We start from the raw sequence: 19054 nt of genomic DNA on the forward strand, positions 1-19054 counted from the left end.
ACACAGGGCAGTGCGATCCGAAAGGGTAGGAGGAGCGGCGGAACATGACCGACATCAAGACCGAATACGACAAGCTTTTCATCGGCGGCAAGTGGACGGAGCCGTCAACCTCTGAGGTGATCGAGGTGCGCTGTCCGGCCACCGGCGAGTACTTCGGCAAGGCACCGCTGGCCGCCGCGGCGGACGTCGACGCCGCGGTCGCCGCGGCGCGCGCGGCCTTCGACAACGGCCCATGGCCGACGACGCCGCCGAAGGAGCGCGCGGCCGTCATCGCCAACGCGGTCAAGCTGATGGAGGAGCGCAAGGAATTGTTGAGCGCGCTGCTCGCCGGGGAGACCGGCCAGCCGCCGACCACCATCGAGACGATGCACTGGATGGGCTCGATGGGCGCGATGAACTTCTTCGCCGGCCCGGCCGTCGACCAGGTCAAGTGGCGCGAGATTCGCAACGGCTCCTACGGCCAGACCATCGTGCACCGCGAGCCGATTGGCGTGGTCGGCGCGATCGTCGCCTGGAACGTGCCGTTGTTCCTGGCGGTCAACAAGCTGGGCCCGGCGCTGCTGGCCGGCTGCACCGTGGTGCTCAAGCCGGCCGCCGAAACCCCTTTGACCACAAACGCTTTGGCGGACATCTTCGCCGAGGCCGGGCTGCCCGAGGGCGTGCTGTCGGTGGTGCCCGGCGGCATCGAGACCGGCCAGGCGCTGACCTCTAACCCGGACGTCGACCTGTTCACGTTCACCGGCAGCTCCGGCGTCGGCAAGGAGATCGGCCGTCGCGCCGCGGAAATGCTCAAGCCGTGCACGCTGGAGCTCGGCGGTAAGTCGGCGGCCATCGTCCTCGAGGACGTCGACCTGGCCTCGACGATCCCGATGCTGGTGTTCTCCGGGATCATGAACACCGGGCAGGCCTGCGTAGGCCAGACCCGCATCCTGGCTCCCCGCTCGCGCTACGACGAAATCGTCAACGCCGTAAGCGAATTCGTCCAGGCCCTGCCGGTCGGACCGCCGTCGGACCCGGCCGCCCAGATCGGATCGCTTATCTCGGAGAAGCAGCGCGCCCGCGTCGAGGGCTACATCGCCAAGGGCATCGAGGAAGGCGCCCGGCTGGTGTGCGGCGGTGGCCGTCCCGAGGGGCTGGACAACGGATTCTTCGTCCAGCCAACGGTTTTCGCCGACGTCGACAACAAGATGACGATCGCCCAGGAGGAGATCTTCGGGCCGGTGCTGAGCATCATCCCGTTCGACACCGAGGAGGACGCGATCAAGATCGCCAACGACTCGGCCTACGGGTTGGCCGGCAGCGTGTGGACCACCGACATCCCCAAGGGCATCGCGATCTCGGAGAAGATCCGCACCGGCACTTACGCCATCAACTGGTACGCGTTCGACCCGTGCTGCCCGTTCGGCGGCTACAAGAATTCCGGCATCGGCCGCGAGAACGGGCCGGAGGGCGTCGAGCACTTCACGCAGCAGAAGAGCGTGCTGATGCCGATGGGCTACACCGTCGAGAGCTGACGCTCGCGCGCGTCGAACGTGCACTCATGGCGAAATTTCCGTCGATTTTTCGCCGCGAGTGCACGTTCGGCGTTGTGCGGCCGGCAAAGTTCAACCGTTCGGATGAGTCGGCGCGGGTGGTCACCCATGCCGGAACGTGCGGTGCCCCTGATCGCGGGCGGACCCGAGGTGATCGACAGGGGCACGTGTACCGCGGCACATCCGGCCCCACTGCTCTTCGTGCACGGCGCCTGGCATGGCGCGTGGTGCTGGGACGAGCACCTTCTGGATTAGTTCGCCCACGACCATCCGCCCAGTGAAGCGGAGTTTGTAGAGATTATGCAATAGAGCATAATTTTGCTCTCTTTTCGCGGCCGTAAGTGCGGATCCCAACCAGGTCGGACGCCGATTCATGCGGCGTACGTCGCACTTTGTCTGAGAAATTGCTTAATTTACAGATGTCTTATATGGTTCATAGCATAATCAAGGGGCGTACATAGGCCGGGAGAACATCATGTGGATCATCGAGCTCAACGTCGCCGGCTATCAATTCACCCGCGAGGTGCCAGACTTGCGGCACCGCACATTCCGCTTCAGCCCACGTCACATGCACTGGCCGGCGTTGCGGCACTCGCACGCTGCATGACCCCGGCCATTGGGAGATACGCACGTGCCGACTATCGGTGAGGCAGCGCCGGAGCAGACCCCGACGAAACGCGGGGGCACCCGGACGAAGATGCTGGCGAGCGCCGCCGAGGTGATGCGCGAACGCGGGGCGGCGGGCGTCACCATCGACGCGGTGCTCGCCCGCAGCGGCGCCCCACGCGGCTCGGTGTACTACCACTTTCCCGACGGACGCAACCAGATCCTGACCGAAGCGCTGCGCTACTCCGGCGACGCCATCACCGCCATGATCGACGACGCCGCCGGGCGGGGCGCCCGGGTGTTGTTGCAAGAGTTCGTCGGATTCTGGGAGCGGTTGCTCACCGAAGGCGGATTCACCGCAGGCTGTCCGGTCGTGGCGGCGGCGATCGGCTGTTCGGACGACGACGGCCCCAAGCTCTCCACCGAGGCCGGCGCTATCTTGGGCCGCTGGTGCACCGCGCTCACCCGCGCGTTCGTCACCGACGGTTTCGACGACGCCGACGCCGCGTCGCTGGCCGTCATGTCGATCGCCGCGCTGGAGGGCGCCATCGTGCTCTCCCGCTCCACCCGCAACGCGGGCCCACTACACCAGGTGGGCGAGCAGCTCGAATTCCTGATCAAGGCAAAGGAATTCGTGGCCCGGAACAAGATTCCGGGAAAGCAGGGTGCCGCCCGCTCAGTCGCTGGCAGGTAGCGGCTTGACCTCTTTGAGCTGCAGGGCGGTCTGCCCGATGCTCAGGCTCCCCGCGCCCGGCTTGGTCACCAGCACCTCGGCACCGGCGTCGTCGACGTAGCGCTTACCCATGACCGTGCCGTCGGCGAACGCCGGGTCCAATTCGCCCGACCGCTCGCCGCCGACCGGCACCATCGGCGCACCGCCGCAGCGCAGGTCGTCCAGGCTGTCGGCACTTCTGACGACGATCACCTGCGTGTCACAGACCTGGCTGGCGAGACGAGTTCCGTTCTTGATCATTGATTTCCGTCCTTGATCGCTTACTGCTGGGCCGTCCGACGCGCAATCGGAGTGAGGGTCTGGATGATCTCCCGCCGCAAGACCTTGCCGGTAGCGGTGGTGGGCAGCTCGTCGCGAAACACTACCTCGTCGGGGGTGCGCGAACCCCGCAAACTCTTGCGGACGAATTCCCGCAATTCTTCGGGGTCGGGCTCCACGCCCGCCGCCGGCACCACGACCGCGACGATCGCCTGCCCCCACTGCGGGTCCTCGACACCGACCACTGCGACATCACGCACGTGGGGATGCTCGACCAGGACCTCTTCGAGCTCGGCGGGCGCGATGTTCTCGCCGCCGCGGATGATAGTGTCGTCGCTGCGCCCGCCGATGAACAGGTAGCCCTCGTCGTCGAGCATGGCGATGTCCTTGGTGGGGAACCAGCCGTTCTTGTCGAGCACCGAACCGATTCCGGTGTAGCGGCCCGATACCTGCTCGCCCCGTACGAACAGCTCGCCGGTCTCACCCGGCGGCAGCACATTGCCGGCCTCGTCGCGGATCTGCAGCTCGATGCCCGCCACCGCCTGGCCGACCGAGCCCAGCCGGCGGGCCCAGCGTTTCTGGTCGGGGCCCTCCGCCGCCTGCGCCGCGCGATGGTCGTCCGGCGTCAACACCGCAATCGTCGAGCTGGTCTCGGTCAGGCCGTAGGCGTTGACGAAGCCCACGTTGGGCAGCAGCTCGAGCGCGCGGCGGACCAGCGGCAGCCCCACCTTCGAGCCGCCGTAGGCCAGGTTGCGCAGCGACGGCAGCTCGATGGCCGACCCATCGCCGTTCTCCAGCACGGTGATGATGCGATCCAGCATGGTCGGCACCACCGTCGCGGTGGTGACGTTCTCGGCGTTGATCAGCCGAACCCATTCCTGCGCATCGAAATTCGGCAGGTACACCATCTTGCGGCCCGCATACAGATTCGACAGCGCGGCGCTGACCCCCGCGATGTGGTACGGCGGCACGCAGATCAGGGCGGCGTCGGTGTCGGAGGCCGCCCCGAATTCGACGGTCCCGGTGACGTAACTGGTCAGGTTGTTGTGCGAGAGTTCGACGGCCTTGGGCTGGGACGTGGTGCCCGAGGTGAACAGCACGATCGCGACGGAGTCCGGGTCCGGGAACGCGAGACCTTCAGTGGCCGGCTCGGCGGTGCGCGCGGCCGCCAAAAAGTCGTCGGAGACCATCACCCGGTCCGACACGTCGCCGACCGCGTCGCGGTAGCGGCTGTCGACGATCACCAACGGGTCGGGCAGCCGCTCGATCAGCGCCCGGATTCCCTCGGCGGAGAGCCGGTAATTGATCGGCGTGAAGGCCACCCCGGCGCGCGCCGCGGCGAAGATCAGCACCGGCAGCATCGCGCCGCCCGTGCCGACGTACGCGACGTGCTTGGCGTTCGACGCGACGATCACGCCCGCGCCGCCGTCGGCGAGATCGTTGAGCTGTTGCGTTGTCAGCCGCAGGTCTCCAGACACCACCGCGGTGCGCTCGGCGTCACCCGACGCGGCCATCTCGAGCAGCAGCGAAATGCTCATCCTGGATCTTTCTCCGGTATCAACGCGTTACAAAGCTGACCAAAAGTGTCATGCCCGACTGTAGTTTAGATCACGCAACTATCTTGCGGCCCAGCACCGTCAGCCCTTCGCATCGCCCGAGCGTGCGGGCGAGGTTTACCCGCAGCTGACGGTGGGTTAACCCACCCCGAAGCCCGCCCGGGCCGCCACTGCAGGCGCCCGACGGCGTAGACCGCCGACCCAGTTGGGAACCACGTGGAATCGACATCGACAACCCTGGAAGAACAGACCCGGGTCACCGCCACGACGATGACCAGACTGCGCGCCGGGCTGCCCGGCGCCATGCTCGCCGAGTTCTTCGGCACCTTCATCCTGCTGCTGCTCGGACTCGGCACCTGCGCGCTCAACGTCGTCGGGTTGCCCGGGTCGGGCCGGCAGAGCGTGCCGTTCGGCCCGGCGAACTGGCTGATCATCGTGTTCGGCTGGGCGTTCGCGGTGATGCTCGCGGCCTACGTCGCCGGTGGTATCAGCGGTGCGCATCTGAACCCGGCGGTGACGCTGGCCTTCGCTGTGGCGCGAAAGTTCGACTGGCGCAACGTCATTCCGTACTGGGTCGCCCAGCTGCTCGGGGCGTTCAGCGCCGCGGCGGCGGTGTACGCCGTCTACGGCTCGGCCATCGACAGCTACAACGCGGCCAACCACCTGAGCAGGCCGGAGTCACAGGACACCTACTCGATCTTCGCGACGTTTCCCGCCCAGTACTTCCACGGCGGCTACCTGGGACCGCTGGTGGACCAGCTGGTCGGGACCGCCATCCTGGTGGCCCTGATCGCCGCGCTGATCGACCACCGCAACCAGGCGCCGGCGGGCAACATGGCGCCGCTGATCATCGGCTTCGTCGTCGCGGTGATCGGGTGCTCGTACGGGACCAACGCCGGCTACGCGCTCAACCCCGCTCGCGATCTGGGACCGCGCGTGTTCACCTACTTCATGGGCTGGGGAAAGCTGGCCTTCTCCGGCGATTACGGCGGGACCACGCAGTACTGGTGGATCCCGATCGTCGGCCCCTTGGTCGGCGCCGTGATCGGCATCTTCCTCTACGACTTCTTCATCGGCCACGTGCTGGATGCGCGCGCGACCATGTTGCTGACCCCGGAGCCGGGTCTGGCACCGCCGCCGACCACCGATGCCGCATCGAGGGTGGCCGGCCCCGTCACCGCCGAGGACAGCGCGGAAAGCTCAGCGGCAGAAGAGGATCGAGCCGCTTAGCGGCGATCGCAAGGGCAGCCGTGGCGATCGCAAGGGCAGCCGTGGCGATCGCAAGCGCGGCCGTGGCGATCGCAAGCGCGGCCGTGGCGATCGCAAGCGCGGCGTAGCCGGGCGCAGCGGGTCGCCACTACAGGGCGTAGCCGCGCGCAGCGGGTCGCCGCCATCGGGCTTAGGTCAGGTGCCCGTCCACTTGGGCGGGCGCTTCTCCGCGAAGGCGATCGCGCCCTCCTTGGCGTCGTTGGAAGAGAACACCGGAGTCAGCAGCTTGTTCTGCTCGGCGAACATCTCCTCGGGGCTCCAGCCGCGGGACTCCACGATGATCCGCTTGGTGGCGGCCACCGCGAGCGGCCCGTTCGCCGCGATCTTTTCGGCCAGCTCGATCGCGGCGTCCAGCGCGCCGCCGGGGTCGGCCAGCACGTTGACCATGCCCAGCGCGTGCGCCCGCTCGGCGCTCAGGTTTTCACCGGTCAGCGCCAGTTCCATGGCGATCGCGGACGGGATGCGCTGCGGTAGCCGCAGCAATCCGCCGCCGCCGGCGACCAGGCCACGCTTGACCTCCGGAATGCCGAACGCCGAGTCCTTCGAGGCCACGATCAGGTCGGTGGCCAGCGCCAGCTCGGTGCCACCGGCCAGCGCGTAGCCCTCGACCGCCGCGATCAGCGGCTTGACCGGGGGACGCTCGGTGAAGCCCATGCCGCGGCCCTCGACGATGGGAAGCTCGCCGCGGGCGAAGGCCTTGAGATCCATGCCCGCGCAGAACGAGCCGCCCGCCCCGGTGAGGATCCCCACCGAGAGGCCGGTCTCGTTGTCGAGCCGATCAACGGCGGCGGCCAGGCCGTTGGCCACCGCGGAGTTGACCGCGTTCTTGGCCTTCGGCCGGTTGATCGTGATGATGAGGATTCGATCCCGTTGTTCGACCAGAACTTCGGGTTCGTTGGCTTCGTCGTTCCCAGTGCTCACGTGCCGCACAGCTCCTTCGGTAGGGGTGGCTGCTATCGGACCGATGGTAACGGTCGGCGGAAATGGCGTTAACGTCCCCCGAGACCCCGCTTACCGCCGAATCCGATTCCTTACCGACGCGCGCCGATCACGCCGGCGCCATCGCGGCCTCGATGACCGTCAGCTTCTCGGAAAGCCCTCCGGCCCTGCGGATTTCGATGAAGTCGGCGACCATGGCCTCGGAAACCTCGTGCGGATCCTCGAGCGTGGCCCCGTCGGAGAGCACCGAGATGTTGAGCTGATCGACATAACTCCACACGGTGATGTTGAGGCCGCTGCCGGCGGTCAACGGGCCCACCGAATAGATCTCGGTGACCAGCGCGCCGCCCACCCGGCCGCGTTCCCGGGGGCCGGGCACATTGGAGATGTTGAGGTTGAGGATCTTGTTGTGTCCGTCGCGCCCGGACGCCCACCGGAAGAAGGCCTGCGTGGGCGCGGGTGGCATGTAGGCCGCCCAGCGACTGACCAGCTCCGGCCCCATCAGCTGGTTGCTTTCCTTGGCGGCGATGGCGTTCTCGTGGCTGCACCGCACCCGCTCCAGCGGATCGTCGGAATCGGTCGGCAGGCCCACCAGCACACCGGTGAAGCGATTGCCGGAGATCCGTTCGGGCGAGAAGTCGAAACTCATCGGCACCGACGCCAGCAGCGGGACGGCCTTGCCGTCGTACCGCAACAGCAGGGTGCGCAGCGCGCCGGACGCCATGGCCAGCACCATGTCGTTGATCGTGGCCCCGAGCCGCTTGCCGGTCTCCTTGACGTCGGCCAGCGCCAGTGTGGCGGTGGCGAACCGCCGTTCCGCGGTGATCTTGTGATTCATGAAGGTCGGCGGCGGCTCGAACGGCCGCGTCAGCTCCGGGGAGAGTTTGCGCGCGCTGCGGCGCACCCGGCCCAGCCCCTGGGCGGTGTAGCGGATGGTGCGCGGCAGGCCCCCGACATGACGCATGTGGTCGGCGATTGCCGACGCCATCAGCTGGCGCGCGGTGGGGGGCGGGTCGCAGACGTACGGTCCCTCCTCCGGGCCCGGCTGCAAGTCCATGCCCCGGGCCATCAGGTTCGCCGAGGCCACACCGTCGGCCAGGGCGTGGTGAATTTTGCCGACGACCGCAATCCGGTTGTTGGCCAGGCCGTCGATGAAGTACATCTCCCACAGCGGCCGGCTGCGATCGAGCGGCGTGCTGGCGATTTGCCCGATGGCCTCGTCCAGTTCGCGGCGGCCGCCGGGCGGCGACACCCGCCAGGGGCGGATGTGATAGTTCAGGTCGAGTTCGCAGTTCTCCCGCCACATCGGGTGATGGAAACTGAACGGCACCTCGACGAGCTGGTAGCAGAACGGATCGAGCTTGTTCAGCCGCCCGGCGATGACTTCGCGAAACGCGTCGACGTCCAGCGATCGGCGATCGGCGTCGAGCTCGATGACGGCCGCTTTGATGGTGTGCATGTGCACGTTCGGCGCTTCGCTGTACAGCAGTACAGAGTCCCACCCGCTAAGCCTCTTCACCGCTGCCCCTTACCCATAGAGGGACCATACTCAGCGGTGGCGGTTCAGATAACCTCTTTTGCCCCGACGCGTGTCTTGGTGCGGTAGATCTGGTTGAGGAACAGCGAAGCGACGTGCGCGGCGGCGCCGGCTCGCTCGCCGTCGATGAGGTCGTACCCGTGGCCGGCGCCGGGGAATTCGAGGTAGCCGACCATCGAATGCGACACCGCCCGCAGCCGCTCGACGAAGCTGCGCGCCTGTTCGATGGGGATGACGCTGTCCTTGCTGCCGTGAATGACCAGGAAGGGCGGCGCGTTGCGGTGCACACGCGCGATCGGGGATGCATCGTGGAAGATCTCGGGGCGACGGGCGATCGACTTCTTCACCACGACCCGCTCCAGGAACTCGACGAACCGTTCGCGCTCCGGCGTCGAGCGGTCCTCCCAGTCGTAGCGGCCGTAGATCCCGACGACCGCGTCCACCGAGGTGTCCGCGCCCTCGGGCAGCTTCGTCTCGAACTGCGGGTCGTCGGGCGTCAGCCCGGCCAGCGCGCACAGGTGGCCGCCGGCCGAACAGCCCGCTATCGCAACGAAATTGCGGTCGCCGCCGAACTTGTCGACGTTGGCACGTGCCCAGGCGATGGCGGTCTTGACGTCGATGATGTGACGCGGCCAGCGGTGGTGCGGCGAGACGCGGTAGTTGACTGCCAGGCACACCCAGCCCTGTTCGGCGAGCCGGGACATCAGCGCCGACCCCTGGCCCATGCACTTGCCGTGCACCCAGGCGCCGCCCGGCAGGAAGATCAGGACCGGCGCGGGCTGCGCGGGCAGGTCTTTGCGCCGCCAGACGTCGAGCACCTGATCGGGGTGGTCGCCGTAGTGGACGGCGCGGCGGTAGAGGTAGCGGCGCTGGCGCAGGCCGTCCCAGATCGGCGGTGTCTTCTCGGCGACCGGCCAGTCCATCTCGAGGTCCGCGGCCGCCACGACGCCGCGCAACGCGGCGAGGGAGACCTGCTTGGTGCTCTCCCGGTCGCGGCGCCGGACGTCGTTGATCCCGGGCGTGAACCAGTCCTTGGTCACCGCGGAGATCGCCTCCGGGGCGTGCCGGGCGCCCCACACGCCCATGGCGGTCAAACCGCCCAGGGGCTCAAGGTGCTTGCCGACCACGGGCAGCGAAGCCCCGGCCACACTCAACGCCAGCGCATAGTCACCGGGGCGGGCCCGCAGCAACCATTTCACGCAATCGGTAATGCCCGGTCCACTCGCCGTCATGAACCGGACTGTACCCCTCGCAACGATTCGCAAACTGACGTTTCCGCAGAACGGGCGGGCGTGGCGAATACGCTTTGCCCAGACCGCTCGCTGAGTTCAGTATTTACGCTGTTTGAACTGATTTTGCCGGTTCGTTGAGGTTGGTGAATTTTGCTGTGGACGACACGCTTACCTGGCCGTCAGGTCGGCGATCACCCGGCCGCCGACGAGGCTGACGCTGGTCAGCGTCAGCCCCACCTGCGCGGCCAGCGCGGCGGCACTGTCCACCCCGACGGATGCCCAGCGAAACCAGGGCCCGACCTCGCCGGCCGCCTCCAGCCGCACCCATCGCGAACAGATTCCGATGGCCTCGGCCTCGAATTCGGCGACGCAACGGCCACCGCGGGCCAGTAGTTCGAAGGCGCGCCCCAGAATTCGGCGCGGGTCCCCGCCGAGCCCGACATTGCCGTCGACCAGCAGAACCGTCTGCCACCGGCCCGTACCCGGCAGCGGCTCGAACACGTCGCCCAGCAGAGCCGGCGCACCGCCGCGGCCCGCCAGCTGGATTGCGGTGGCGGACCGGTCGATGCCGAGGGCGGGGATGCCGCGCTGAATCAGCCTGGCCACCAACCGGCCCGGCCCGCAGCCCAGCTCGATTGTCGGCCCGGTGCACATCTGCGTGACGGCTTCGTCGAAGACTTCGTCGAAGGCTTGGTCGCAAGGGGGGCCAGATCCATCACCGGGACATCGCACACCCAACCATCGGTGCGCCGGCAGTGGCCGTAGTTCGCCGTCCTCATGACGAATCCAACATCGCTCCCCGCCGAGTGCCCGATCGTAAAGTTGCCCAAGCATTCCACGTCCTCGCGTCCTGGCCGATCGGGCGGCGCGGCGGCGCTCGGTCCCGTGCGGGACGTTGCGGCGACGTACCGGCAAAACCCAACAAGCTGACGGCAAGCCCGTGCGCCAGCATTGCTCCGATACCCCGATCGCGGATTGGCTAATCCATTTGGCTTTCTAGGTCCTCCCTGCGGCTACGGTGCAGCGCGCGGCATGGTTCACCAGCCGGCGGTGGCCCGACCTGTGTGTCACCGTCGCCGGGGGCAGGATGTGCCCGAATTCTGGTTATCGGCAGGGCATTTCAGCCGAACAAGAACGCCTCCAGCAGCTGGTTCACCCGCGCGGGATCCTCCAGCGCCGCGAGGTGCGCTACCCCGTCCAGCACGGTGAAGGACGAGCCTCGAATCGAGTCGGCCATCACGCGGGTTTCGGCCACCGGAAATGTGGCGTCTTCCGCGCCGGCGACGACCAGCACCGGGGACGTGACCCGGGCCAGCAGCGCGCGCTGGTCCGGGCGCGCCGAAACGACGCTGCGCACCGCCCAGCGGACCGAATCGGTAGTCACCGACTGCACGTTGGCCCGCACGGTGTCGACCACGTCCGGGCGGGTGCGCAACGTCGTCGGCCCCAGGAAAGCACGGATGGCCGACCATGTCAGCGGCGGCCGGATCCCACCCAGCGCCGTCGCCAACCACACCAGGGCCGCATACTGGATCTTCTGTGCGACACCGGCTTTCGAGGCCGTGCAATTCATCAGCACCGCACGGTTGAGCCGATCGGGATAGAGCGCGGCGAAGGTGCCGCCGATCATCCCGCCCCACGAATTGCCGACGAAGTGGGCCCGGTCGATATCGAGGCCGTCCAGCAGGTCGACAACGCACCGCGCGCAGTCGGTGAAAGTGAACATCGCCCGCAGCGGCGCGCTGCCGCCATGGCCGGGCGGGTCGATGAGCACCAGGCGATGGGTGTCGCCGAAGTGCGCGGCCTGGCCGGCCCACAGGTCGCCCGTCATCAACAGGCTGGGCCACATCAGGATGGCGGGCCCGGTACCCGCACTCACCTGAACCCGAATCGTCCCGAGGGCCGTATCGACCGACCGCGAATCCAGCCGGGAGTTGTTGGCGGTCATGCTGCCTCCTGACGTCGTACCGCGCACGGCAGATCACACATCGCCGTCCCTTGATTTTCCGCGTCGGTGATACTTGTCCGGTGACGAACAACGATGTTCATCCTGACCTGCAGCGATTTGCCCGCTTCGCCCCGCGCCGGCTCGTCGGCCCCCGGACCCTGCCGCTCATGCGGGCGGGGATCGCATGGCGGGGGCGCCTCGGCAAGTCCGTCGCCGACGTCGAGGCGATCACGCTCGATTCTGGTGCGGGCGTTCGGTTGTTCCGTCCCGCCGGGGCCACCGCGACCACGCCCGCGCTGCTGTGGATCCACGGCGGCGGATACGTTATCGGCACCGCCCAGCAGGACGACCAGCTGTGCAGCGGGTTCAGCAGGCGGCTGGGCATGACCGTCGCGTCGGTGGAATACCGCCTGGCGCCCGAACATCCGTATCCCACACCGCTGGAGGACTGCTATTCGGCGCTGACGTGGTTGGCCGGGCTGCCCTCGGTGGACCGCTACCGCATCGCGATCGGCGGCGCCAGCGCCGGCGGCGGCTTGGCGGCAGCCCTGGCCCTGCTCGCCCGCGACCGCGCCGAGGTGAGCCCGGCGTTCCAGCTGCTGACCTATCCCATGCTGGACGACCGCAGTTCGGCCACCCCGCCGAGCTCGAATTACCGGCTGTGGGACAACCGCAGCAACAGGTTCGGCTGGGCGGCGTATCTGGGCAACGCCGACCCGCAGGTCGCCGTCCCCGGGCGCCGCGACGACCTCAGCGGATTGCCGCCGGCCTGGATCGGTGTGGGCACGCACGACCTGTTCCACGACGAAGACCTGGCCTACGCCGAACGCCTTCGCGCCGCCGGGGTGCCGTGCCAGGTCGAAACCATTTCGGGCGCCTTCCACGGCTTCGACCTGGTGTTGCCGAAAGCCCAAGTGTCCCGGCGGTTTTTCGACAGCCAGTGCGACAGCCTGCGCGCGGCGCTGGCCCCGTCCGCTTGACGCGCCTCACATCGCGAAGTACACCAGCTCACCGCCGATGACGGTGGCCGCGACCAGCCCCGCGTCCAGGGCGGCCAGTGCGATCGTGGGCGGCTCGTTCAGCACACACAGGTCGCCCGGCTGCCCGATTTCCACGCTGCGCGGCCGGCCGGGCTGATCCGGCCGGCCCAGAAACATCGTCAAAGCCTCTCGCGCGGAGACACATTCGTGCGGGCCCAGCACGGCGCCCTGCGGCGTGGTGCGGTACACCGCGGCGCGCATCGCCGTCCACGGGTCGCCGTGGCCGAACGGCATGTCGGTGGACAGCGCGACGGGCACCGACGCGTCACGCAGGCAGGCGACGCGCCACAGCTGATCATGCTCGGCGGCGGGCACCTCGGCGAGGTACTGGTCGCCGCGCTCGGCCACGAAGTTGGGCTGCGTCACCACCGTGATCCCGAGCTCAGCGAGGTCGGCCAGGTTGTCGTCGGGCACCACGGCGGCGTGCTCGATGCGGTCTCGCGGATGGCCGCCGGCCGCGCGCAGGGCCGCGATGGTCACCACCAGCTGGGCCGCTGTCACGCAGTGCACGGCGACGGGTCGCCCGCTGTCATGTTGGCGCGCAATCCATTCCGTGAGGCCGTCGAGATCCAGGCGATCATCGTGCAGGATCTTCTTGCCCGGCGACAGGAAACACAGCCGCGGCCGGAACTCGCCGCGCTCGTGCGCCGTCGTCAGCGACTCCATGTCGCCGGCATCGAGATCGGGGGTTGCGTCGGTGACGCCGGTGACACCGGTCGCGGTGATCCGGCGGCTGAGTTCGGCCAGGTCGGTTTCGCGCCGCTGCAGCGCCAGCGACCAGCCGCGGTCGGCGCTGCGCAGCCGCCCGTCGGGATGTTCGGCCAGGCCGACCCGGCCCAGCGCCTCGGAATTCAGGATCCACAGCGCCCCACTGCGGTGCTGGATGCGCACCGGAACGTGCGGAACGATGGCGTCGAGGGCGCCCCGATCGAGTTCCCCCGCAACCGAATCGTGGTATCCCACAGCGCGAATCCAGCCGTCGGGCCCCGGTGTGGCGTTCGCCAGCAATTGGGTGAGCTGCGACTGGGTGCTGACCCCGGGCGGGCCGACGAAGAACGAATCCAGCGCCGAGGCCGCCGAGCGCAGGTGCACATGGTGGTCGTGCAGCCCGGGCAGCACGGCGCCGCCGCCCGCATACAGCACACCCTCCCCCGCCCGCGGCACCAGACCCTCGCCCGGAGGCGCCATCTCCTCGATCAGCGCGCCCACCCGGATGTCCGTCGTGGTGCCGTCCAGCAAGGTTGCCCGCTGAATCAGCATGACAGCACCCGTCTTTGGGCGACCAGGTAGCGCACCGCCTCGTTGTCGGCGCCAGGCCCAGACGCCGGATGCGGTGCGGGCGGGGCCGCCGGTGCCGACACCGGCGCCGGCGATGCCGACGGCTCGGCCGGCAGCGCCGCGTAGGTTGCGGCGACCCCGGCCATGGATACGCGGATCAACTCGCCGCCGCCGCGGCCCAGCGATTCGGCCACCGCCAGCGCGGCTTCCAGTCCGCTCAGCGGGTCGGCGATGGCGTCAGCGCAGAACACCGAACCCTCGGCGCTGGTGCCGACCAGGCCGCCGGCCACCGCGGTGTCGTCGCCGAAACCCGGCCGCAGGCCGTCATATCCGGTGATCTGCAACCAGATTCGGCCCGCGCGCGGCGCGACGTCATCCGGCCCGAGCCCCCGACGCGCCAGCGCCGCCGGGCGCGAGCCCTCGATGACGATGTCACTGACCGCGAGCAGCTCACGCAATTCGTCGGCTTGGCCGTCGAAATCGAGCTGATAGCTGAGCTTTTCGCCGTTGACCCAGTCGAAGAAGGTCCGATGTCCGCCCCGGGTGCCGTCCGGGCGGCGTGGACTTTCGACCTTGACGACGGTCGCGCCGGACCGGGCGAGCAGCCGCCCGCACAGCGGGCCCGCCCACATCGAGGACAGGTCGGCCACCACCAGACCCCGCGGCGCCCGCGGCGCTGCCCGCGATCCTTTCGCGCGTATCCGCGCCGGCCTGGGCGCGGCCTCGCCCAGGCCCGCCGCCGGAATGTCCAGCAGCCCCGCCCGGTCGACGATCTCGGCCACCGGGCGGGCAGCCGCCCAGCGTTGCAGCTCCGGCCACGGGTCGGCGGCTATCTCGTCGGCGTGCAGCAGCGCCGGCACGGCGTCGAGGTCGTCGGCGCGCGAGAGGGTCAGCGCGCAGTCGCCATCGCGGGCGGCGAGCAGGCGGGTGGCACCGCCCGGCGACACCCGCCCGCCGCGGGTCAGCCCCAGCATGGCGGCCCGCCCCGTCAACAGGCTCGCCGCGTCGATCTCGATGCCCAGCCGGTCACCGGTGGCCGCGGCGACGTCGCGCGCGCGGGTCAGCACGTTGGCGCGGGAGAAGTCGGCGGGACCGTCGGGCAGGCCGGTCAAGTAGGCCAGCCCGCTGCTCCCCCACTCCTTGACCTGCTGGGACTCCCCCACTGACGAAACCGAACTCACGCCCCCATTGTGCGCGCGGCCCGCGGCGCCGCGGCGGGCGGCAAACCCGGGGTCAGAACTGCAGCGCGTGAAACCGCCAGTCCAGCACCGGGCGGTCGGGCTCACCGGCGGTGTCGCTGACCGCGTAAACCAGCGACCGCAGCCCCAACACGCCGCCGCGATCGGTCGGCTCGGCGGTTTCGATGTGCAGCTCGCTGTACAGGGTGTCGCCCTCGTGCACCGGCCCGGTGTGATCACAGGATTGCCAGTTCAGGACCGTCACCAGATTCGGCAGCAGCCTGCTCGCCTGCGCGAGCGCCAGCCCGATGGTATGCCCGCCGTACACCAGCCGGCGCCCGCCGACCCTCGAATCATGATGCGTGGCAGCAATATTCAAGGTCAGCCGGGCCAGTTCGGGAGCGCTGCTGACCACGTCGGCGGTGCTGCGCAACGCCGAGCCGGCCAGCCCGGCGCCGAAGTGCGGACCGGGCACCTTCTCGCGGAACACCGCGCCGTCCCACTGCGCGGTCGGGTCGTGGGCTGGGCCGGGCACGTCGATGCCGATTGCGGACAGATCGTCGTGCGGCGCGTTGTCCGGCGCGAAATCCGGGCTGGCGGGCAGCATCCCGCACCGGTAGAAGTCGAGCACCAGCTGATCGGCCTGGTCGATCGTGATCATCCGCAGCGCCGCCAACCCGGTCGGCGCCCGGCCCGGCTTGGGCGAATTCGCCCGCAGCCCAACCACTTCGGTGCGGGTATAGAGCGAATCGCCGATGACCGGGAACCGGTGGAACACCAGGCCGCGATAGAACAGGTTGGCCTTGACCCGCTGGGTCACCAGCGTCGACTGCCCGATCGCCACGTCGCACACCAGCCCCGGATGCGCCAGCGGCGCGGGCAGACCCGTCACCGCCCCGCACAGATCTGCGTCCAGCGCCAGACGCAGCCGGTCCCCCACGATCGCCTGGTGCGCGCCCGCCAACCCGGACGACAACGTCATCGAGGGAGCCCAGTCGAACACCTGTCCCACCGCGAGGTCGTCGAAGTACGGCCCGCCCTCGCGAATCCCCGCGTACCCGTCACTAGTCACAACGACCCATGCTGGCAGGCTGTGGAATCGACGGTCAACTTCGTGATGATCGCGAGCGCGGCGGAGCCGGGCGAAGCGGGTCGCCACCATCAGGGCTTCGTGGCGATCGCGAGCGCGGCGAAACCGGGCGAAGCGGGTCGCCACCATCAGGGCTTCGTGGCGATCGCGAGCGCGGCGAAGCCGGGCGAAGCGGGTCGCCACCATCAGGGCTGGAAGGTGATCACAAGTGAACGACGAAGAAGAGATGCTGGTCGCCACGGTGCGGGCATATATCGACCGCGACGTCAAGCCGACCATTCGCGAGGTCGAGCACGCCAACACCTACCCCGAGGCGTGGATCGAGCAGATGAAGCGGATCGGCATCTTCGGTCTGGCCGTTCCGGAGGAGTACGGCGGGTCACCGGTGTCCATGCCGTGCTACGTGCGGGTCACCGAGGAACTGGCGCGCGGCTGGATGAGCCTGGCCGGTGCGATGGGCGGGCACACCGTGGTCGCCAAGCTGCTGGCGCTGTTCGGCACCGAGGACCAGAAGCGGGCCTACCTACCGCGGATGGCCAGCGGCGAGGTGCGCGCCACCATGGCGCTGACCGAGCCCGGCGGCGGCTCGGACCTGCAGAACATGACCACCACCGCACTGCCCGACCCCGACGACGCCGACGGCCTGGTGATCAACGGGTCCAAGACCTGGATCAGCAACGCGCGCCGTTCCGGGCTGATCGCCTTGCTGTGCAAGACCGACCCGGAAGCCAGGCCGCGCCACAAGGGCATCTCGATCGTGCTCGTCGAGCATGGTCCGGGCTTGACGGTGTCGCGGGACCTGCCGAAGTTGGGTTACAAGGGCGTCGAGTCCTGCGAGCTGTCGTTCGACGGCTTCCGAGTGCCCCGCACGGCGTTGCTGGGCGGCGTTGCGGGCGAAGGCTTTTCACAGATGATGAAGGGGCTCGAGACGGGACGCATCCAGGTGGCCTCCCGCGCCCTGGGCGTCGCCACCGCCGCGCTGGAAGACGCGCTGGCCTACGCCCAGCAGCGTGAGAGCTTCGGCCAGCCCATCTGGCAGCACCAGTCGATCGGTAACTACCTGGCCGACATGGCGACCAAACTCACCGCGGCCCGCCAGCTCACCCGGTATGCCGCCGAGCGATACGACAGCGGAGAACGCTGCGACATGGAAGCCGGGATGGCCAAATTGTTTGCCTCCGAAATCGCCATGGAGATCACGCTGAATGCGGTGCGAATCCACGGCGGCTACGGCTATTCCACCGAATACGACGTCGAACGCTACTTCCGTGACGCGCCGCTGATGATCGTCGGCGAAGGCACCAACGAGATCCAGCGCAATGTGATTGCCCGGCAACTGGTGACGCGGGGCGGGATCTGAACCGGCTCACCAATCTCACGGCCCGAGAACAAAGTTTTGCTGTATATTTGCCTGTCTCTGAACCAAAGGGAAAGGCAGCCGCCATGAGTTATCCCCCCGTGCCGCCCGGAGGTTCGCCAGAATCGCCGGGGCAGCAACCGGAATGGCAAGGCCACCAACCGGAATGGCAGGGCCAGCACCCCGCCGGGTGGCAGCCTCAGCAGCCGCCGGGGTGGCAGGGCCAGCCCCCACCCGCGGGCTGGCCTGCGCCCCAGCCGGGCTGGCAGGAGCCCGAGAACTATCTGGTCTGGGCGATCCTGTGCACGGTGCTCTGCTGCCTGCCATTGGGGATCGTGTCGATTGTGTACTCCACCAAGGTCTCCAGCTTGTGGGCTCAGGGACGCTACGCCGAGGCGTACGAGGCGTCCAACAACGCCAAGAAGTGGGCCATCATCAGTGCGGTCGTGGGTGCCGTCGTCGCGGTAATCGGCGTCGTGCTGTGGTTCGCCATCTTCGCGGCGATCGTGTCGTCCATCCCCTCCACGACCACCACCACCTATCCGGGCTTCTGATCCCAGGTCTCGTCGACCAGCCTCCAGGCCGTCGCGGTCTTCACGTCGACGGTGCGGCCGGACAACACGAGATATGCTGTGCGCCAACGACCTATCCGCCGGGTGACGCTGACGGTGCCACCGGCCCCCGGCAGCAGCCCCAACGCCAGCTCGGGTAACCCGAACACCGCGTCGTCGCGGGCGCTGACCCATCCGCAGAACGCCGCCATCTCCAGTCCACTGCCCATCACCCGGCCGTGCACCTCGGCCCGGCACGCGCGGCCGAGCCGGGCGGCCAGCGCATCGAGCGCCAGGGCGGGGCTGTAGCGGGTGCGGGCCAGGTGCGCACTCGCCGGGTCGGCGAAGGTGCCGAATTCGGCCAGGTCACCGCCGCTGCAGAACGACGGGCCGTTGCCGCTCAACACGACGCCGGTGACCGAGGGATCCAGCTGCGCCACCGTCAGCGCCTCCAACAGCGCGGCGCGGGCATCGGTGGAGAACGCGTTGTGCCGTTGCGGCCGGTTGAACGCGATACGCACGACGTCACCGTCGCGGGTCGCCCGCACCGGGTCGGGGATCTCGGGCATGCGGACCGGGCCGCGCTCGCGCAACCACTGCGCGAACTCCGGGCCGGCCTGCAGGGTCGAGTACGCCAACGACTCCGTCAGCACCCCGGACAGCGTCGGGCCGCGCGGATCCACCCCGCGCAACACGTCGTCGCAGATCCCGCTGGCGTGCGGCCAGCGCCGGCACCGCGCCGTCAACTCGTCCACCGTCGCCGTCACCGAATCGACGGTGACCACTCGCCGGTCGGCGCACGGCTCCTCGGTCAGCGTGAAAGTTGCTGCATCAAGCCAGTTTCCGGCATCGGCGATGTCGGCGGCCGAGCCGACGGCGACGATCACCCCGGGCGGCGACGGCGGGCAGTCCTGCGGCGCGCTCGACAGGTCGACCACTCGGAGCATCGG

General features: G+C 68.8%; 19 protein-coding genes. 8 read left to right on the forward strand and 11 right to left on the reverse strand.

Annotation, left to right across the window (positions count from 1 at the left end; translation table 11 throughout):
- Window positions 1-44 precede the first annotated feature (44 nt).
- The 4 genes from B8W69_RS17905 to B8W69_RS17910 all read left to right on the forward strand — a co-directional run bounded on the left by B8W69_RS17905 (window position 45) and on the right by B8W69_RS17910 (window position 2832).
- A complete protein-coding gene (locus B8W69_RS17905; protein WP_085291150.1) occupies window positions 45-1514 on the forward strand; it encodes an aldehyde dehydrogenase in 1470 nt (489 codons plus the stop codon).
- Between the two features lie 126 nt (window positions 1515-1640).
- Window positions 1641-1787 carry a hypothetical protein gene (locus B8W69_RS29990; protein ID WP_181447434.1) on the forward strand — a complete coding sequence of 49 codons (147 nt, stop codon included), beginning with the start codon at window positions 1641-1643 and terminating at the stop codon, window positions 1785-1787.
- Between the two features lie 220 nt (window positions 1788-2007).
- Window positions 2008-2139 carry a hypothetical protein gene (locus B8W69_RS31820; protein ID WP_281255241.1) on the forward strand — a complete coding sequence of 44 codons (132 nt, stop codon included), beginning with the start codon at window positions 2008-2010 and terminating at the stop codon, window positions 2137-2139.
- 90 nt (window positions 2140-2229) lie between these two features.
- Complete coding sequence (locus B8W69_RS17910) at window positions 2230-2832, forward strand: TetR/AcrR family transcriptional regulator (RefSeq protein ID WP_085291193.1); 603 nt, start codon at window positions 2230-2232, stop codon at window positions 2830-2832.
- On the opposite strand, the gene B8W69_RS17915 is transcribed toward B8W69_RS17910, so the two are convergent.
- Together B8W69_RS17915 and B8W69_RS17920 are read right to left on the reverse strand one after the other, a co-directional pair.
- Window positions 2815-3111 carry a hypothetical protein gene (locus B8W69_RS17915; RefSeq protein ID WP_085291151.1) on the reverse strand — a complete coding sequence of 99 codons (297 nt, stop codon included), beginning with the start codon at window positions 3109-3111 and terminating at the stop codon, window positions 2815-2817. The genes B8W69_RS17910 and B8W69_RS17915 overlap by 18 nt on opposite strands.
- A gap of 20 nt (window positions 3112-3131) precedes the next feature.
- On the reverse strand, window positions 3132-4667 hold the full coding sequence (locus B8W69_RS17920; protein ID WP_085291152.1) for a class I adenylate-forming enzyme family protein: 1536 nt from the start codon (window positions 4665-4667) through the stop codon (window positions 3132-3134).
- A 234-nt stretch (window positions 4668-4901) separates the two neighbouring features.
- On the opposite strand from B8W69_RS17920, the gene B8W69_RS17925 reads away from it, so the two are divergent.
- On the forward strand, window positions 4902-5915 hold the full coding sequence (locus tag B8W69_RS17925) for an MIP/aquaporin family protein (protein ID WP_220084559.1): 1014 nt from the start codon (window positions 4902-4904) through the stop codon (window positions 5913-5915).
- A gap of 174 nt (window positions 5916-6089) precedes the next feature.
- Here B8W69_RS17925 and B8W69_RS17930 read toward each other — a convergent pair whose 3' ends face one another.
- From B8W69_RS17930 to B8W69_RS17950, 5 genes are all read right to left on the reverse strand, one after another.
- The gene (locus B8W69_RS17930) at window positions 6090-6884 is read right to left on the reverse strand and encodes a crotonase/enoyl-CoA hydratase family protein (protein WP_415823237.1); all 795 of its coding nucleotides are present in this window, start codon (window positions 6882-6884) and stop codon (window positions 6090-6092) included.
- A gap of 118 nt (window positions 6885-7002) precedes the next feature.
- The gene (locus B8W69_RS17935; RefSeq protein WP_085291153.1) at window positions 7003-8412 is read right to left on the reverse strand and encodes a WS/DGAT/MGAT family O-acyltransferase; all 1410 of its coding nucleotides are present in this window, start codon (window positions 8410-8412) and stop codon (window positions 7003-7005) included.
- 44 nt (window positions 8413-8456) lie between these two features.
- A complete protein-coding gene (locus tag B8W69_RS17940) occupies window positions 8457-9662 on the reverse strand; it encodes an alpha/beta hydrolase (RefSeq protein ID WP_085291154.1) in 1206 nt (401 codons plus the stop codon).
- 168 nt (window positions 9663-9830) lie between these two features.
- Complete coding sequence (locus tag B8W69_RS17945) at window positions 9831-10496, reverse strand: class I SAM-dependent methyltransferase (RefSeq protein ID WP_085291155.1); 666 nt, start codon at window positions 10494-10496, stop codon at window positions 9831-9833.
- A gap of 286 nt (window positions 10497-10782) precedes the next feature.
- Window positions 10783-11610: an alpha/beta fold hydrolase gene (locus B8W69_RS17950; protein ID WP_181447431.1), complete on the reverse strand. Its 828-nt coding sequence runs from the start codon at window positions 11608-11610 to the stop codon at window positions 10783-10785.
- A gap of 80 nt (window positions 11611-11690) precedes the next feature.
- Here B8W69_RS17950 and B8W69_RS17955 point away from each other — a divergent pair, with 80 nt between their 5' ends.
- Window positions 11691-12590, forward strand: coding sequence for an alpha/beta hydrolase (locus B8W69_RS17955; protein WP_085291156.1), 900 nt, complete (start codon window positions 11691-11693; stop codon window positions 12588-12590).
- 6 nt (window positions 12591-12596) lie between these two features.
- Here the strand turns inward: B8W69_RS17955 and B8W69_RS17960 are convergent, their stop codons facing one another.
- Genes B8W69_RS17960 through B8W69_RS17970 form a run of 3 tightly spaced genes read right to left on the reverse strand, consistent with a single transcriptional unit; the run spans window position 12597 to window position 16178 of the window.
- A complete protein-coding gene (locus B8W69_RS17960) occupies window positions 12597-13910 on the reverse strand; it encodes an amidohydrolase family protein (RefSeq protein WP_085291157.1) in 1314 nt (437 codons plus the stop codon).
- Entirely contained in the window at window positions 13904-15109 is a 1206-nt protein-coding gene (locus B8W69_RS17965) for a CoA transferase (RefSeq protein WP_245843291.1), read from the reverse strand. Before B8W69_RS17965 ends, B8W69_RS17960 begins: the two co-directional genes overlap by 7 nt.
- A gap of 52 nt (window positions 15110-15161) precedes the next feature.
- Window positions 15162-16178 (reverse strand): MaoC family dehydratase, encoded by a 1017-nt coding sequence (locus B8W69_RS17970; protein WP_085291197.1) that lies wholly within the window; start codon window positions 16176-16178, stop codon window positions 15162-15164.
- Between the two features lie 226 nt (window positions 16179-16404).
- On the opposite strand from B8W69_RS17970, the gene B8W69_RS17980 reads away from it, so the two are divergent.
- Both B8W69_RS17980 and B8W69_RS17985 read left to right on the forward strand, forming a co-directional pair.
- On the forward strand, window positions 16405-17556 hold the full coding sequence (locus B8W69_RS17980) for an acyl-CoA dehydrogenase family protein (protein WP_085291159.1): 1152 nt from the start codon (window positions 16405-16407) through the stop codon (window positions 17554-17556).
- A gap of 83 nt (window positions 17557-17639) precedes the next feature.
- Window positions 17640-18107: a CD225/dispanin family protein gene (locus B8W69_RS17985; protein WP_085291160.1), complete on the forward strand. Its 468-nt coding sequence runs from the start codon at window positions 17640-17642 to the stop codon at window positions 18105-18107.
- Here the strand turns inward: B8W69_RS17985 and B8W69_RS17990 are convergent.
- The gene (locus B8W69_RS17990; RefSeq protein ID WP_085291161.1) at window positions 18092-19051 is read right to left on the reverse strand and encodes an enoyl-CoA hydratase/isomerase family protein; all 960 of its coding nucleotides are present in this window, start codon (window positions 19049-19051) and stop codon (window positions 18092-18094) included. The two genes, B8W69_RS17985 and B8W69_RS17990, sit on opposite strands and share 16 nt — an antisense overlap.
- Between the last annotated feature and the right edge of the window lie 3 nt (window positions 19052-19054).

The organism is Mycolicibacterium vulneris (genome assembly GCF_002104765.1).
In the GTDB taxonomy this organism is placed as follows: Bacteria; Actinomycetota; Actinomycetes; order Mycobacteriales; family Mycobacteriaceae; genus Mycobacterium; species Mycobacterium vulneris.

What these genes read in the sequence shown, in the direction of transcription:
- B8W69_RS17905 (WP_085291150.1), top strand. Translation starts at nt 45, where the DNA reads ATGACCGACATCAAGACCGAATACGACAAGCTTTTCATCGGCGGCAAG.
- B8W69_RS29990 (WP_181447434.1), top strand. Translation starts at nt 1,641, where the DNA reads ATGCCGGAACGTGCGGTGCCCCTGATCGCGGGCGGACCCGAGGTGATC.
- B8W69_RS31820 (WP_281255241.1), top strand. Translation starts at nt 2,008, where the DNA reads ATGTGGATCATCGAGCTCAACGTCGCCGGCTATCAATTCACCCGCGAG.
- B8W69_RS17910 (WP_085291193.1), top strand. Translation starts at nt 2,230, where the DNA reads ATGCTGGCGAGCGCCGCCGAGGTGATGCGCGAACGCGGGGCGGCGGGC.
- B8W69_RS17915 (WP_085291151.1), bottom strand. Translation starts at nt 3,111, where the DNA reads ATGATCAAGAACGGAACTCGTCTCGCCAGCCAGGTCTGTGACACGCAG.
- B8W69_RS17920 (WP_085291152.1), bottom strand. Translation starts at nt 4,667, where the DNA reads ATGAGCATTTCGCTGCTGCTCGAGATGGCCGCGTCGGGTGACGCCGAG.
- B8W69_RS17940 (WP_085291154.1), bottom strand. Translation starts at nt 9,662, where the DNA reads ATGACGGCGAGTGGACCGGGCATTACCGATTGCGTGAAATGGTTGCTG.
- B8W69_RS17945 (WP_085291155.1), bottom strand. Translation starts at nt 10,496, where the DNA reads ATGCTTGGGCAACTTTACGATCGGGCACTCGGCGGGGAGCGATGTTGG.
- B8W69_RS17950 (WP_181447431.1), bottom strand. Translation starts at nt 11,610, where the DNA reads ATGACCGCCAACAACTCCCGGCTGGATTCGCGGTCGGTCGATACGGCC.
- B8W69_RS17960 (WP_085291157.1), bottom strand. Translation starts at nt 13,910, where the DNA reads ATGCTGATTCAGCGGGCAACCTTGCTGGACGGCACCACGACGGACATC.
- B8W69_RS17985 (WP_085291160.1), top strand. Translation starts at nt 17,640, where the DNA reads ATGAGTTATCCCCCCGTGCCGCCCGGAGGTTCGCCAGAATCGCCGGGG.
- B8W69_RS17990 (WP_085291161.1), bottom strand. Translation starts at nt 19,051, where the DNA reads ATGCTCCGAGTGGTCGACCTGTCGAGCGCGCCGCAGGACTGCCCGCCG.